Annotated in this window: 12 protein-coding genes and 1 pseudogene; 7 read left to right on the top strand and 6 right to left on the bottom strand. The window is 67.5% G+C overall.

Annotation, left to right across the window (positions count from 1 at the left end):
- Window positions 1–138 precede the first annotated feature (138 nt).
- On the top strand, window positions 139–1746 hold the full coding sequence (locus tag PWF70_RS22645) for a GMC oxidoreductase (protein WP_006359622.1): 1608 nt from the start codon (window positions 139–141) through the stop codon (window positions 1744–1746).
- 132 nt (window positions 1747–1878) lie between these two features.
- Here the strand turns inward: PWF70_RS22645 and PWF70_RS22640 are convergent, their stop codons facing one another.
- Window positions 1879–2538, bottom strand: a complete 660-nt coding sequence (locus tag PWF70_RS22640) for a TetR/AcrR family transcriptional regulator (RefSeq protein ID WP_006358058.1) — start codon at window positions 2536–2538, stop codon at window positions 1879–1881.
- Window positions 2539–2743: 205 nt separating this feature from the next.
- On the opposite strand from PWF70_RS22640, the gene PWF70_RS22635 reads away from it, so the two are divergent.
- Window positions 2744–4771 carry an OPT family oligopeptide transporter gene (locus tag PWF70_RS22635; protein ID WP_006358057.1) on the top strand — a complete coding sequence of 676 codons (2028 nt, stop codon included), beginning with the start codon at window positions 2744–2746 and terminating at the stop codon, window positions 4769–4771.
- 24 nt (window positions 4772–4795) lie between these two features.
- Here the strand turns inward: PWF70_RS22635 and PWF70_RS22630 are convergent.
- Window positions 4796–6117, bottom strand: a pseudogene (locus PWF70_RS22630) (aspartate aminotransferase family protein).
- A gap of 136 nt (window positions 6118–6253) precedes the next feature.
- Between PWF70_RS22630 and PWF70_RS22625 the strand changes: the two are divergent.
- Complete coding sequence (locus PWF70_RS22625) at window positions 6254–6871, top strand: maleylpyruvate isomerase family mycothiol-dependent enzyme (protein ID WP_006358054.1); 618 nt, start codon at window positions 6254–6256, stop codon at window positions 6869–6871.
- A gap of 2 nt (window positions 6872–6873) precedes the next feature.
- Here PWF70_RS22625 and PWF70_RS22620 read toward each other — a convergent pair whose 3' ends face one another.
- Entirely contained in the window at window positions 6874–7443 is a 570-nt protein-coding gene (locus PWF70_RS22620; RefSeq protein ID WP_006358053.1) for a type 1 glutamine amidotransferase domain-containing protein, read from the bottom strand.
- Between the two features lie 227 nt (window positions 7444–7670).
- Between PWF70_RS22620 and PWF70_RS22615 the strand changes: the two genes are divergently transcribed.
- Window positions 7671–8738, top strand: coding sequence for a polyhydroxyalkanoate synthase family protein (locus PWF70_RS22615; protein WP_006358052.1), 1068 nt, complete (start codon window positions 7671–7673; stop codon window positions 8736–8738).
- Here PWF70_RS22615 and PWF70_RS22610 read toward each other — a convergent pair.
- Both PWF70_RS22610 and PWF70_RS22605 read right to left on the bottom strand, forming a co-directional pair.
- Window positions 8735–9871: an Rv3169 family protein gene (locus PWF70_RS22610; protein WP_035753664.1), complete on the bottom strand. Its 1137-nt coding sequence runs from the start codon at window positions 9869–9871 to the stop codon at window positions 8735–8737. The genes PWF70_RS22615 and PWF70_RS22610 overlap by 4 nt on opposite strands.
- Before the next feature lie 4 nt (window positions 9872–9875).
- Window positions 9876–11009 carry a phosphotransferase family protein gene (locus PWF70_RS22605; RefSeq protein WP_006358050.1) on the bottom strand — a complete coding sequence of 378 codons (1134 nt, stop codon included), beginning with the start codon at window positions 11007–11009 and terminating at the stop codon, window positions 9876–9878.
- Window positions 11010–11113: 104 nt separating this feature from the next.
- Between PWF70_RS22605 and PWF70_RS22600 the strand changes: the two genes are divergently transcribed.
- From PWF70_RS22600 to PWF70_RS22590, 3 genes are read left to right on the top strand one after another with little or no spacing between them, the layout of a single operon-like run.
- The gene (locus PWF70_RS22600; protein ID WP_035753667.1) at window positions 11114–11746 is read left to right on the top strand and encodes a TetR/AcrR family transcriptional regulator; all 633 of its coding nucleotides are present in this window, start codon (window positions 11114–11116) and stop codon (window positions 11744–11746) included.
- A 58-nt stretch (window positions 11747–11804) separates the two neighbouring features.
- The gene (locus PWF70_RS22595; protein ID WP_006358048.1) at window positions 11805–12245 is read left to right on the top strand and encodes a CoA-binding protein; all 441 of its coding nucleotides are present in this window, start codon (window positions 11805–11807) and stop codon (window positions 12243–12245) included.
- Between the two features lie 18 nt (window positions 12246–12263).
- The gene (locus tag PWF70_RS22590) at window positions 12264–13040 is read left to right on the top strand and encodes a hypothetical protein (RefSeq protein WP_006358047.1); all 777 of its coding nucleotides are present in this window, start codon (window positions 12264–12266) and stop codon (window positions 13038–13040) included.
- 10 nt (window positions 13041–13050) lie between these two features.
- On the opposite strand, the gene PWF70_RS22585 is transcribed toward PWF70_RS22590, so the two are convergent.
- Entirely contained in the window at window positions 13051–13929 is an 879-nt protein-coding gene (locus tag PWF70_RS22585; RefSeq protein WP_006358046.1) for a LysR family transcriptional regulator, read from the bottom strand.
- Between the last annotated feature and the right edge of the window lie 29 nt (window positions 13930–13958).

The raw sequence follows: 13958 nt of genomic DNA, 5'->3' as shown, positions 1-13958 counted from the left end.
ACTGTGTTCATGCCGAATTCTGCTTCGGGCGGCTGCATCTCGCAGACGTCATCTTCTCCCTATCGCGGTCGAGAGTGCCGTGACTTCCTCAGTGCATGCGTGTGCGGGATCGTCTCGTGCACCGACGACAGGAGATCCATGTCCGGGGCGTTACCGACGAGACGAACCTTCCTCAAGGCTGCGGCGGTCACCGCGGCCGGCGCAGCGGGCGCGATCGCTGTGTCCGCGAACGGGACCCCGGCGTCGGCGGCGCCGACGCGCCGTGTCCGGCGCACCCGGGAGGAGCATCGGGTGGTGGTGGTCGGCTCCGGATTCGGTGGAGGTGTCTCGGCACTCCGCCTGGCGCAGGCCGGTGTGCCTGTCCTGATGCTCGAGCGGGGGAAGCGATGGCCGACCGGGCCGAACTCGGAGACCTTCCCGCGGGCGTTGAGCCCCGACAAACGCATGCTGTGGCACGAGTCCACACCGAATCTGTTCGGTAAACCGCTGAGCGTCGAACCCTATGTGGGACTGTTCGAATCGGTTGCGGGCGAGAACATGACGGCGTTGTGTCCGGCGGGACTCGGTGGCGGATCGCTGGTCTATCAGGGCATGACATTGCAGCCGAGCGAGGCGGTCTTCAACGAGCACTTCCCCAACGCTCTCGACTGGCAGCTGATGAACCGCGTGCACTATCCGCGGGTCGCCGAGATGCTCAAGGTCGCGGTGGCACCCGACTCGGTGGTGCGGTCACCCCAGTATCTGGCCCCGCGTCAGTTCGCCAAACGGGTTCGCGCCGAGGGACTCCCGCTGCAGAAAATCCCGATGCCCATCGACTGGGGATACGCCGAGGCGGAGCTCCGCGGTGAGATGAAGCCGTCCTACACCAACGGTGACGGCGCGATCGGCGTGAACAACGGCGGCAAGCACAGCGTCGACGTCACCTACATCAAGCAGGCCGAGGCGACCGGGCTCGTGACCGTGCGGACACTGCACACCGTCCGGCAGGTCAGCAGGCGGAAGGACGGCAAGTGGTCCCTCGACGTCGAACGCACCGATGAGACCGGAAAGGTGCTGGAGCACAAAGAGATCGTCACCAAGACGCTCATCATGGCGGCGGGCAGTGTCAACACCACCAAGCTTCTCGTGCGGGCCCGCGAGGCAGGCGCGATCACCGACCTGCCCGATGGCCTCGGCCGCGGCTGGGGGACCAATGCCGACCGCATCTACACGTGGACGAGCCCGAGCATCGATTTCGGCACGGCGCAAGGCGGTCCGGTTGTGTACGGCAGTCCCAATTGGAGCAACCCGAAGAGTGCGTTCACCGTCATCCAGGCGTCTCTGCCCCCGATGCCGGTCTACGCCGGGACCACGATGCTGGTGGGCTTCGGTGTCAGTTCCGGACGCGGAGTCATCTCCTACGACTCGAGGGCCGGCGACGCGATCATCAAGTGGCCGCACGAGGGCGACTCGGAGATCCAGACCAAACACATCGACGGCGCGGTCCGCAGGATCGCCGGGCCCGACGCGATCCTCACCGACACCAACGCATTCTTCCCGTCGACGTGGCATGCACTCGGGGGCGCCAACATGGGCACGGTCTGCGACCTCGAGGGGCGGGTCAAGGGGCAGCCCGGTCTCTACGTCCTCGACGGTGCGCTCATGCCGGGCACCACCGCAGCCTGCAACCCGTCCATGACCATCGCCGCGGTGGCCGAACGCGCGCTCGACCACATCGTCGCCAAGGACGTGGGGGCCACGATCTGACCCTTCGTGGCTCGCTTCGCTCGCACCTCAGGGATCGAGAGGAGGTCCGCCGATGGAATGCACCCACCAGGGGCCGCCCGATGACACTATGTCGGCGATGTCGCTGCACCGGGCGGTTTCCAGGCGCGCTGTTCAGGGGTGGTTCTCGGTCGCGGTGGTCGGGGTGACCGGGGCGAGCCACATGCCGGTGAGGGCGTCGACGACGATCGAGCACTGGTGCTGCCAGGGCGTGACCGGGCGATCACCGGAATCGGCGGCGCGCTCGATGTCCGCCAGGATGTTCACGATGATGTGGCGCGTCATGTTGTTGCGGATCTCGAGAACGGGACCGGGGAACTCCGGCAGCGCACCGTACAAGCCCTCGAGGATCGCCAGCAGCGGTTTCGACTCGCCCATCTTCTCGTACAGCAGGATGGTGGTGGCCGGATCGCTGGAGACATTCGCGAAGAACCGGGCGAAGTACGTCGGGGCGCCGAGCCCGCCGACATACTCGATCTCCGGGCACACCAGACACCGGATCCAGTCGCGGACCTCCGGGTCCGGTCCGATCGCGTCGAGCGCCTTCTGACGCATTCGATCGATGGTGGCGTTGTGTCTGTCGAGGGTGGCCCGGATCAGGTCGTCCTTGGAACCGAAGTGATGGCCGACCGCATAGTTGTTGCCCTGACCGGCGGCTTTGCTGATCTGCCTGCTGGAGACCGCAGACACGCCGTGCAGCGCGATCAGCTCCTCAGCCGCGCTGATCAGCGCCTGGCGGGTACGGGCAGACTGCTCCGTCTTCCCATCGGTCATGGGTAGATGATGCCCTACCGTCGTAGGCTTGCGGCGCCGGGATTGTGACCTGTTATCCGGGTCCCGACGCGCGCGCCGACCTCCGCGGACGGACCGGTTTGCGTCGGTCAGGCCACCCGGCCCTAAGGTGGATCGACTGTACTCAAGTGAATCCGGTCCACGCCCTCACGCGGCGGGCCGTCCACGACCTGTGTGAGGGGACCTGATGGCGATCACGCCCACGGCCACGACGAGTCTGCGAGAGCTGACGCTCCGAGGGGTCATCCTCGGCGGAGTCATCACCCTCGTCTTCACGGCGGCCAATGTCTATCTCGGTCTCAAGGTCGGGCTCACGTTCGCCACCGCCATCCCGGCGGCGGTGATCTCGATGAGCATCCTGCGGTACTTCGCCAACCACTCGGTGGTGGAGAACAACATCGTCCAGACGATCGCGTCGGCTGCCGGCACGCTGTCGGCGATCATCTTCGTGATCCCCGGTCTGGTGATCATCGGGTGGTGGACGGGATTCCCGTACTGGATCACGGTCGCCGTCTGTGCGATCGGCGGCATCCTCGGCGTGATGTATTCGATCCCGCTGCGCCGGGCGCTGGTCACCGGATCCGATTTGCCCTATCCGGAAGGTGTTGCGGCGGCTGAGGTCCTGAAGGTCGGCGACTCGGCCGGCGGTGCCGCGGAGAACAAGGCCGGTCTGCGCACGATCGTCATCGGTTCGATCGCGTCGGCGGGTTTCGCTCTGCTGACGAAGCTGAAGGTCTTGAGCGACTCGATCGCGACGACGATCAAGGTCGGCGCGGGCGGCACGCTGTTCAGTGCCGGACTCTCGATGTCGCTCATCGGCATCGGGCACCTCGTCGGCGTCACCGTCGGTGTCGCGATGCTCGTCGGTCTGGTGATCTCCTACGGCGTCCTGCTGCCCATCGAGAGCCAGAACCAGGGTGAGGCAGGAGAGTCGCTCAGCGATGTCGTCTCCTCGGTGTTCGCCAACGACGTCCGGCTGATCGGCGCCGGCGCGATCGCCATCGCTGCGATCTGGACTCTCATCAAGGTGATGGGACCCATCGCAAGCGGGATCAAGGGCTCATTGGCATCGTCGCGGTCCCGCCGCGAGGGGGTGACCGTAGACATCACCGAGCGCGACATCCCGTTCAACATCGTCGGCGGCAGCATCCTCGTGCTGCTCATCCCGATCGGTCTGCTTCTGTGGGACTTCGTGCACGGCACGGTCCTCGATGGCAGCGCAGCCGGGATCATCGCGGTGAGCGTCGTCTTCGTCTTCGTCATCGGCCTGGCGGTGGCGGCGGTCTGCGGCTACATGGCCGGTCTCATCGGCTCGTCGAACTCCCCGATCTCCGGCGTCGGCATCCTGGTGGTCCTCATCGCCGCTCTCCTCATCAAGGCGACCTTCGGTGGTGCCGACTCCGCCCAAACCGACGCCCTGATCGCCTACACGTTGTTCACGGCCGCGGTGGTCTTCGGCGTCGCGACGATCTCCAATGACAACCTGCAGGACCTCAAGACCGGTCAGCTGGTCGGCGCGACACCGTGGAAGCAGCAGGTGGCGTTGGTGATCGGTGTGCTCTTCGGTTCGGCGATCATCCCGCCGATCCTCGGACTGATGTACGACGTCTTCGGTTTCGTGGGTGCTCCCGGCGCCGGCCCCGACGCTCTGGCCGCACCGCAGGCGGGCCTGCTGTCCACCCTCGCCAAGGGTGTGCTCGGCGCCGATCTGAACTGGGCCCTCATCGGACTCGGAGCCCTCATCGGCGCGATCGTCATCCTCATCGACGAACTGCTGGGTCGTGCGGGCAAGTTCCGGCTGCCGCCGCTCGCGGTCGGCATGGGCATGTACCTGCCGATGTCGGTCACCCTGATCATCCCGGTGGGCGCCTTCCTCGGTCACTTCTACAACCGCTGGGCCGAGCGCAGCGGCGGCGCAGTCGAACACAAGAAGCGCATGGGAGTGCTGCTCGCGACCGGCCTGATCGTCGGTGAGGCACTGTTCGGCGTGGTCTTCGCGGGCATCGTCGCCGCGACCGGCGACGACTCCGTGCTGGCCATCGTCGGCGACGGCTTCGAGACCTGGGCGCAGATCCTCGGCGTCATCGTGTTCGCCGGCGTCGTCGCCCTGCTCTACGACCGCATCGCCAAGCTGGCCGCCGCCAGCGGTGTGGTGCCGGAGAAGGCGGCTGCTTTCGACGCCGGTGACACCACCAAGACCGACCCCAAGGGCTGAGACCGAGAGGTCAGTCTCGGCGGATCAGACTGCCGCCGAGACGCATTCGGCGATGGCGGTGTCGAGGATGTCGAGACCGGTGCGGATCTCCTCGTCGGAGGCGGTCAGCGGGGGTGCGATGCGGAAGATCCCGCCCATGCCCGGTAGCTGGACGACGTTCATGTGGAGTCCGAGCTCGAAACACCGTGCGGTCACGGCAGACCCGAGCCGGTCGGCGCCCTGCTTGGTCGCACGGTCGGTGACGAGTTCGATGCCCTGCATGAGTCCGCGGCCGCGTACGTCGCCCACGCATTCGTGGCGCTCCTGTAGTTCGAGCAGTCCGGCGCGTAGGGCCGAACCTGCTTGTGCTGCACGGGTGTCGAGGCCGTCGCGCTGCAGGACGTCGAGCACGGTCACGCCGACGGCCGCCACCAGCGGGTCGGACACGTGGGTGGTGAAGAAGAGGTAGCCCCGGTCGTGGGCTGCCTGCTCGATCTCGGCGGTGGTGATGACCGCGGCGAGCGGGAGCCCCGCACCGAGCGTCTTCGACAGGGTGAGGATGTCGGGCACGATGCCGTCGCGCTCGAAGGCGTACCAGGAACCGGTGCGGCACAGTCCGGTCTGCGCCTCGTCGACGATGAGCAGCATCCCGCGCTCCTCGCACTTGCGTTTGAGTGCGGCGAAATAACCGGCCGGTGGGTCGATCACACCGCCCGAGGAGAGGATCGGTTCGACGATGCACGCCGCCAACGATCCGGTCGACTGGGCGTCGATGAGTTCGAAACCGAAGTCGAGCTGGCGCTGCCAGTCGAGAGCGCCGTCGGGGTTGGTGAAGTCGGGGCGGTAGGGGTTGGGCGTCGGCAACGCGAAATTGCCGGGCGCGACCGGACCGTACCCGTGCGGCCGGCGCTGTAGGTCGACGCCGCCGCGGCATGCGTCATGCCGTGCCACGACCGCGCGAAGGACACGATCTCGTGCTTGCCGGTGACGAGCTTGGCCATGCGGATCGCGGCCTCGTTGGACTCCGCGCCGGTGCTCAGCAGCAGCACCTTGTCGAGAGCGTCGGGCAGCGTGTCCGACAGCCGGGCCGACAGTTCCAGTACCGGAGGCGAGATCATCCCGCTGAACAGGTGATCGAGTTCGCCGATCTGCCGGGTGACGGTCGCGACGATGTCCGGATGCGAATGCCCGAGGATCGCCGACATCTGTCCCGAGGTGAAGTCGAGAACGGGTCGATCGTCCGCGGTGTGGACCCAGCTGCCCGATGCCCGGACGATCAGCTCCGGCGAGAACTGGCCGCCGTAGCGGACGAGATTGCGGGTGTCGACGCCTGCGGCGCCGGTGATGCTGTCGGGCTGCGTGGTCATGACAGACACCGTACGAGCGACGACCACTCCGCGCGCATCCAGACCGGGGCCCAGGTGACCTCGGACACCACGGCGGCACGACGCCGAATATCGTGTGCTGTGCAGTCGGTTTCCTCCGAAGAACCAGGGAGACACCATGGCAGTCGAGCAACCGTTGAGCGCGGCGATCGAGGACTACCTCGCGGGCGCCGACCATTATCTGGCACTGGTCGCCGAGGTGAGCCCGCAGCAGTGGGACCAGCCGGGACTGGGGGACTGGTCGGTCCGTTCACTGGTCGGACACACGAGCCGCTCGTTGACGACGGTCGCCGACTATCTCGCCCAACTCGAGCCGGACGTCGTCGACATCGATTCGGTGGCAGGCTATTACGCCCGAATCCAGGGGCTGGCGTCCTCGCCGGAGGTGACCGCGCGCGGCGTCGCCGCCGGCGTCGACCTCGGCGAAGACCCGCTCCGAAGGGCGACCGAACGCCGGGACCGCGCGGCCGAGGCGATCAGCGGTATCGCCGACCGGCGGGTCGCCACCCCGTGGGGCTCGATCCTGTTGTCCCACTATCTGCCGACGAGAACCTTCGAACTGGCCGTCCACGGACTCGACATCGCCCGCGCCATCGGATCGTCGTCGACGCTGCCGCGGACGGTGCTCGCCTCGGCCCTGGCCACGGCGGTGGAGGCGGCCGAGCTGACCGGCCAGGGCGAGCAGGCGTTGCTGATCCTCACCGGACGCGAGCAGGGTCCGATCTCGGTGGTGTGACCTCAGCCGGGAACCCGGCTGTGGGCGAACTCGGCGACGATCGCGGCGTTGAACGCCGGGAGGTCGTCGGGCTTGCGGCTGGTGATCAGCACGTTGTCGCCGCTTCGACAGGTCACGACCTCTTCGTCGATCCAGTTGCCGCCGGCGTTGATGACGTCGGTCTTGATGCTGGGGAACGAGGTGAGGGTGCGGCCGCGTACGACGTCGGCCTCGATGAGGGTCCACGGTGCGTGGCAGATCGCGGCGACCGGTTTACCGGCCTCGAAGAAGCCACGCACGAAGCGCACGGCCGGCGCCGAGGCGCGCAGGAAGTCGGGGTTGGCGACGCCACCGGGGAGAACCAGGGCGTCGAAGTCGGCGATGCGGGCATCCTCGAGGACCTTGTCGACGGGGAAGGTGTCGGCCTTGTCCAGGTGATCGAAGGCCTGGATGGTGCCGGAATCGGTGGACACCAGAACCGGCTTCCCGCCGCAGGCCTCGACAGACTTCCAGGGCTCGGTGAGTTCCACCTGCTCGGCACCCTCGGTGGCCACCAGGAATGCGACGGTGACGTTGTTGAGTTCTTCGGCCATGGTGTCTCCTCCTCGTACGCACCGGCGGACAGGGATGTGCAACGCCGTGCGGGCTGATCGGTTCGACCGCGTCTTGATCGCCGGCACCGGCCTCCCGCCGTGGTGCCTCGATCCGGACATACCCGCCCACGCTCTGCCCCAACCATGTCGCTCGCCGACGCACCGTGTTGAATGGCCTGCGATCACGCGCGCCCGCGGGGGCGGACGAAGTGAAGGGGGAAGCGGTCATGGGTGGTCTCGACGGCGTCGCGACGCTGGTTCACCTGGCCCGAGGCGGGGAGATCGGGGAATCGCACCAAACCCCGCACACCGTGCTCGTGACCGCGCCGCACCGGCAGGTGCGGCGGTACGGCACGGTCGAACAACTCGACTCCGCCCGGCGGGCCTCGACGCGGCCGGTGCTGCTCGTCCCGCCGCTGGCGGTGTCGACCGACTGCTACGACCTCTCCCCGGGACTGAGCGTCGTCGAACACCTGCTCTCCACCGGACGGGTGCCGTACGTGCTCGACTTCGGGGACATGACCCGCGGCGACCGCCACCTCGGGTTCGCCGACTTCTTCGCCGACATCGTGCCCGGCGCGATCGCCGCGACCCTGGCGGACTTCGATGGCGGCCGGTCGACCGGCGAGGGCGTCGACCTGCTCAGCTGGAGTCTCGGCGGCACCATCTCGTTCCTCACCGCCGCCGCGGACCCTGGTCTGCCGGTGCGGTCGATCACAGCGGTCGGAACCCCCCTGGACTACGACCAGGTCCCGCCGTACCCGCTGGTGAAGACCCTGATGCGGCCCATCGGGACCAAACCGGTGTCGCTCGCGCTGCGAGCCCTGGGTGGCATCCCGGCCCCGCTCGTGCGGACCGCCTACCGCGGCACCGCCTGGCAGCGGGAACTCAAGAAGCCCGGCTACATCATCCGCAACGCCGACGACACCGAGGCGCTGACTCGGATGAAGGCCATCGACCGTTTCCAGGAGACGATGCCCGGATATCCGGGCAAGGCGTCCGAGCAGATGTGGGAAAACTTCATCATGCGCGGCGAGCTGGCACGCGGCGTCCTCACCTTCGACGACGTCACCGTCGACCTCGCGAAGGTCTCGGTGCCGGTGCAACTGTTCGGCAGCCACCGCGACGCCATCGTCAGCTGGGCGGCGGCCCACCACGGCGTCGATCTGTTCACCGGGTCACCTCGCGTCGAGTTCGCGACCGTCGAGACCAGCCATCTCGGACTCATCGCCGGGTCGGCGGCCGTCGAGCAGACGTGGCCGCGGATCGACGAATTCCTGTCGAGTCTGAACTAGGGTGCGACGCTGAGCCAGTCGGCGAAGCCCGACGGGTCGTGGCGGCCGAGCGCACCGTGCTCGAACAGGCCCCAGCCCGTGCGGGTGGTGCCGTCGCCTTCCCGGCAGGTCGCCCGTCCCACGTGGTCGATGACGCCGAACGGCATGCGCCCCACGATCTCCGGGCTGGTCATGTCGTAGGTGAGCCGCTCGGTGAAGTCCTCACCTCGCCAGACACCGTGGAGCCAGTCGGGATCGCCACCGTAACCGCCCCCGACGTGGATCGGGACGGGGAGAAGTGACTCCACCTCGAACGTCACCGCCGATCCGTCCGATGCGGTGGCGGAAATGGTTGCACCGGTGGGAATCCGGGTCCCTGAGGCGTAGTGCACCGAGATTCGCGGCCAGCCGAGTTGTTCGACGCGGCCGTCCTTCCACACGCGGGAGCAGTCGTTGAGGGTGTGGAATCCGTTGGGCTCCTCCTGGACGATGAGGACGAGCTGGAAGTCGTCGAAGGCCATCGGCACGTACAGCCACCACATGCCTTCGAAGGGCGGATCTGCCGGTCGCCCTGCGGGTTCCGGCTCGCCTACCGGCCGGATTCCCCAGGATCGGTCGCGGGTCCCGATCCATGTGGACGGGTCGACCGCGATGTGTTCGCCGTCGACGGTGATGGACCCGCGCCAGGTGCCCACCTGGGCGAAGCGCTGTGCATCGAGGGTGACCTTGGTGCCCTGCCGCATGATGTGGGGCTGCTCGAGGACTGGGTCGAACAGGCCTTCCCAGTGCAGGTCGACGGCGATACCCTCGGTCTCCTCGAGAGTGAGATGCAGTGAGCGCAAGGGCTCGTCGACGGCGAGCCGGTAACCGCCGACATGCTGGTCGAGGCGATCACCGTCGATGGCATCGGACAGGTGCACCGCGGTCTGGGTGTCCGGACCGTCGTCCTGGCGACGCCGGATCAGGACGAAGGCATCCTTGATCCCGAGGTTGGGGTAGTAACCGATCCCGGTTATCAAGAAGATGCTGCCGCTGCGATCGTGGGCGTTGAGATAGGCGCGGTCGTAGAAGTTGCGATCGGAGTTCGCGGGCCACGCGATCGGTTGTGGCAGTTGATGAATCGGGAACTCGTCGAGCGGTCCGAGACCGGACATGCGATCAGCCTTCCTCGAGGAGACGTTCGAGCAGTGGACGGTGGTAGAAGAGCGTGCCGTCGACGTCGTCGGGCCGCTCGAGTTCGCCGAAGTGCACGCGTCGGGCGCCGGTACGCATGAAGACGCAGCACCACTGCACGGCGGCGTAGACATAGAACCAGCGCAGGTCGCCCAGCTCGGCGCCGGAACGTTCCCGATAGGTTGCGCGGACGTCCTCCTCGCGGAGGAGGTCGGGTAGGCCGGGAAGTCCGGCCATCGTCGCGAGCTCCTGGAACACGCTGTGCGCGAATATCACCCATGCCGCATCGAGCTCGCGTGGGCCGATCTTCGCCATCTCCCAGTCGAGCACGGCGGTCGGTTCGAAGTCGACGAACATCATGTTGCCCAGCCGGGAGTCGCCCCACGACAGCACGGGGTCGGCGGAGGCGGCGTCGTCGGGGAAGTTCGTGGTGAGCCACTCCAGAGCCCGTTCGACGAGGGGTGACCTACCGATGTCCTCGACCGACAGGTCGTACCAGTCCTGCAGCCAGGCGAGCAGTCGCGCCAGGATCGAGTCCCCCGCGGGCAGGTCGTCGAGCAGGAAATCGAAGTGCTCCGCCGCGTCGGGGATGGCGTGCAGGTCGGCGATGACGTGGACCGCGGAGTCCTGCGCACGACGACGATCGGCCGGGTCCGCGTCGGCAAACCAGTTGTCGCCGAACGTGTACGGCATGACATCGGGCGGCACGTCACCCTCCAGACGGTCCATGAGGAAGAACGGCGCACCGAGTAGCGATCCCGTCGGCTCGAGGTGATGCACGCGCGGGACCGGGACGTCGGTCAGTGCGGCGACCTTGCGCATGACCTCGAACTGATGGTCCATCCGGTAGGTGCGGAACACCGGGATGTCACCGGCCGCGGGCGCCATCCGCATCACCCACTCGCGGGTGTCGGAGCCCGGCCAGGTCGCGGTGACCGGGATGGTCTCCGACGACATGCCGTTGGCGTCGCCACCGGCCGCGACCGTCACCTCCGGAGTGGCGTCGGGGGTGTCGGGTTGTCGGGCGAGCCAAGACGCGAGGATGTCCGGGACCGAGGTGTTGTCCCTGCTGGATCGTTGTAGGTGGTCGATGCGTTCGACGGCGGGTTCGGTGGCCACGGGCACCCCCAAGATTCGCTACGGTGAGTAGCGTAATGACAGCAGACGGGTCGCGGGACCGCAGCGACTTCGGCAAAACAGCGACTGCGACGAGAGTTGGGCCCATGGACGCTGGACGTGATGGTGCTGGTCTCGCTGCTGCCGGCCTTGATCGAGCGGAATCCGTCGAGGCGGCAGCCGGCCGGCCCCGTGATGCGCGGATCGACTCCGCGGTGCTCGACACCGCGGCCCGACTCGTCGTCGAGGTGGGCTACCACCGCCTGACGATGGCCGCGATCGCCGAGCGGGCGGGTACCACCAAGACGGCGCTGTACCGGCGATGGTCGGGTAAGGCCGAGCTCGTACACGACGTGGTGTTCGCGCAGATGACGCGCTTACCTCCGTCGACCGGAGAGATGGAGGCCGATCTGCGGTCGATGGTCGACGCCGCCCGGGACCTGTTCGCGAGACCGGTGACCCGGGTCGCGCTGCCCGGCCTGATCGCCGACATGTCCGCCGACCCGGCCCTCGCCGCCCGTGTCCACGCCGGCTTCGCCGCGGTCTTCGGCGGTGTGCGCGAGAGGTTGGTGGTCGCGGTCGAACGCGGCGAGGTGCACCCCGACGTCGACCCCGACCGTCTGATCGAGGTGGTCGGCGGATCGGCGATGTTGCACGTGCTTCTGCTGCGGGACCAGGAATTCGACGACACCTGGGCAGAGCGATTGGTGGCCATCGTCCTTCACGGTGTGATGCGCTGACCCTTCCGATCGCCGGTGACGTGGCGAATCGTCCGTCGTCGGCACATACACTCACAGAATGGCTACCCCAGACTCCGCCGGCCCCCGCACCACAGACGAGATCGTCGAGAAGATCCTGTCCACCTACGACACCATCACCGTGGTCGGTGCCAGTGCCAACACGGCCAAGCCCGCCAACGAGGTGCCCGCGCACATGAAGCACCTCGGGTGGCGGATCATCCCGGTCAACCCGACCGCCGACGAGATCGTCGGCGAGAAGGTCCACCGATCGCTCGCCGACGTCCCCGAACAGGTCGGCCTCGTCGACGTGTTCCGCCCCGGTCCCGAGTGCGCCGACGTTGCGCGCGCCGCGGTCGAGGCCGGCGCGACGGCGCTGTGGCTGCAGCTCGGAATCCGGTCGGAGGAAGCCCGCAAGATCGCCGAGGACGCCGGACTGCTCTACGTGGAGGACCGCTGCCTGATCATCGAGCAGCGGCGCACGGGCATCGTGCCCGCATGATGAGGGAGTGAGTCGACGGTGGAGTTCCTCGATGATCTGACACATCAACGACTTCCGCTGTTCCTGTTGTTCGCCTCGTTCACGGTGACCTTCGTGGTGACACGGGTGATCACCCGGCTGATCCGCGCCGGCAAGGGACCGTTCAAGAACAACGTGTCCGATGGCCTCCACGTCCACCACATGGTCCCGGGGCTCGCCCTGATGATCGTCGGGGCGTTCATCTCCGTCGGCGTGAACGGCGTCGAACCGGGTGCGTCGATCAGTGCTGTCCTGGTCGGGGTCGGCGCATCGCTGGTGCTCGACGAGTTCGCGCTGATCCTCCGTCTCCAGGACGTGTATTGGTCACGCGAAGGCCAACTCTCGGTGCAGGTCGTCGCCCTGACGGTGGCCGCCCTGGGGATGGTCATCCTCGGCTTCAACCCGTTCAACGTGGAGGCGGACGTCGAGTTCGGCCCCATCGCGTTCGCCCTGACCGCACCGATCAACATCGCCGCCGCCATCTTCTGCGTCGTCAAGGGCAAGTACTCGACCGCGATCGTCGGCGTCTTCATCCCGATCTTCGCGTGGGCCGGTGCCATCCGTCTGGCCCGGCCGAAGTCGACGTGGGCCCGGCGCCGCTACTCGCCGGCCAAGCTGGAGAAGGCTACCGCGCGGGCGCAGAGGTTCGACCATCGTTGGGGCCGTCGCGGATTGAGCATCGGCGACTGGATCGCCGGCGCACCCACCGATGATCCGATCGACCCGGCTGTTCCGGAGAAGCCGACCGAAGAGACCGGGGACGCGCTGGCGAGCTGAGCTCGCCGCGTCAGTCCGGACCGAGGCCGAAGGCCTCGTGGGCGACGTCGACGAACCGTCGCGTCGCGGGAGACGGGTCGCTTCTCCACAGGAAGCCGAGTCGTGCGCGGACGTCGACGCCCTCGATCGGCAGGCCGGTTACCCGATCGTCCGCCGCGGCGATGGATGCACTCAGGATGCCGGTTCCCATGCCGCCGCACACCAATTCGACGATCGCGTCGGGAGACGACGCCTCGATCGCGGGTCGGATGGGACCGCCCTGCGCGACTGCGGCGTCGTCGAAGACGGCCCGGATACCCGCGCCGCGCGGCAGGCAGATGAGAGACCGTTGTCGCAGGTCCGCAAGCCCGGTGGAGGTGCTTCGCTCTACGTCGGCCGGGACCACCGCGACGACGGGTTCGGCGATGACGGTGAGTGATTCGATGCCGCGCGGTAGCTCGTCGCCGTAGCCGGTCAGCGCCACGTCGAGACTGCCGTCGACGACCGAGGAGATCAGTTGATCCGATGGGGATTCCCGCAGGCTCAGAGCGACTTTCGGATGGGCGGAACCGAAGGTGCCCAATGCGGCGAACAGCGGTGCGATGGTGCACCCCTCGACCATTCCCACCGACAGACTCCCGCGGAGCAGGCCGCGAACCTCTGACACCGCATCGGTCACCTCTCGGGCCGCAGCCAGAGCCGCGCGAGCTGCGGGGAGGGCGGCCCGCCCGGCATCGGTGAGCCGGACCGACCGTGCGGAGCGATCGAAGAGCGCTGATCCCAGCTCGCGTTCGAGGCCTCGGATCTGTGCGCTGATGTTGGGTTGCGTGGTGTGCACCCGCTGCGCCGCCGAGGTGAAGCTCTCCTCGTCGGCCACGGCGACGAAGTACTCGAGCTGGCGCATCTCCATAACTGAGGATGATACCCACCATCACAACC

Origin of the sequence: Gordonia sp. Swx-4, assembly GCF_030316175.1 — a bacterium.
Taxonomy (GTDB): domain Bacteria; phylum Actinomycetota; class Actinomycetes; order Mycobacteriales; family Mycobacteriaceae; genus Gordonia; species Gordonia alkanivorans.
Note: the sequence above shows the minus strand (reverse complement) of the source record. Positions and strands in the feature narration are given on the sequence as shown.

What these genes read in the sequence shown, in the direction of transcription:
- PWF70_RS22645 (WP_006359622.1), top strand. Translation starts at nt 139, where the DNA reads ATGTCCGGGGCGTTACCGACGAGACGAACCTTCCTCAAGGCTGCGGCG.
- PWF70_RS22640 (WP_006358058.1), bottom strand. Translation starts at nt 2,538, where the DNA reads ATGACCGATGGGAAGACGGAGCAGTCTGCCCGTACCCGCCAGGCGCTG.
- PWF70_RS22635 (WP_006358057.1), top strand. Translation starts at nt 2,744, where the DNA reads ATGGCGATCACGCCCACGGCCACGACGAGTCTGCGAGAGCTGACGCTC.
- PWF70_RS22625 (WP_006358054.1), top strand. Translation starts at nt 6,254, where the DNA reads ATGGCAGTCGAGCAACCGTTGAGCGCGGCGATCGAGGACTACCTCGCG.
- PWF70_RS22620 (WP_006358053.1), bottom strand. Translation starts at nt 7,443, where the DNA reads ATGGCCGAAGAACTCAACAACGTCACCGTCGCATTCCTGGTGGCCACC.
- PWF70_RS22615 (WP_006358052.1), top strand. Translation starts at nt 7,671, where the DNA reads ATGGGTGGTCTCGACGGCGTCGCGACGCTGGTTCACCTGGCCCGAGGC.
- PWF70_RS22610 (WP_035753664.1), bottom strand. Translation starts at nt 9,871, where the DNA reads ATGTCCGGTCTCGGACCGCTCGACGAGTTCCCGATTCATCAACTGCCA.
- PWF70_RS22600 (WP_035753667.1), top strand. Translation starts at nt 11,114, where the DNA reads ATGGACGCTGGACGTGATGGTGCTGGTCTCGCTGCTGCCGGCCTTGAT.
- PWF70_RS22595 (WP_006358048.1), top strand. Translation starts at nt 11,805, where the DNA reads ATGGCTACCCCAGACTCCGCCGGCCCCCGCACCACAGACGAGATCGTC.
- PWF70_RS22585 (WP_006358046.1), bottom strand. Translation starts at nt 13,929, where the DNA reads ATGGAGATGCGCCAGCTCGAGTACTTCGTCGCCGTGGCCGACGAGGAG.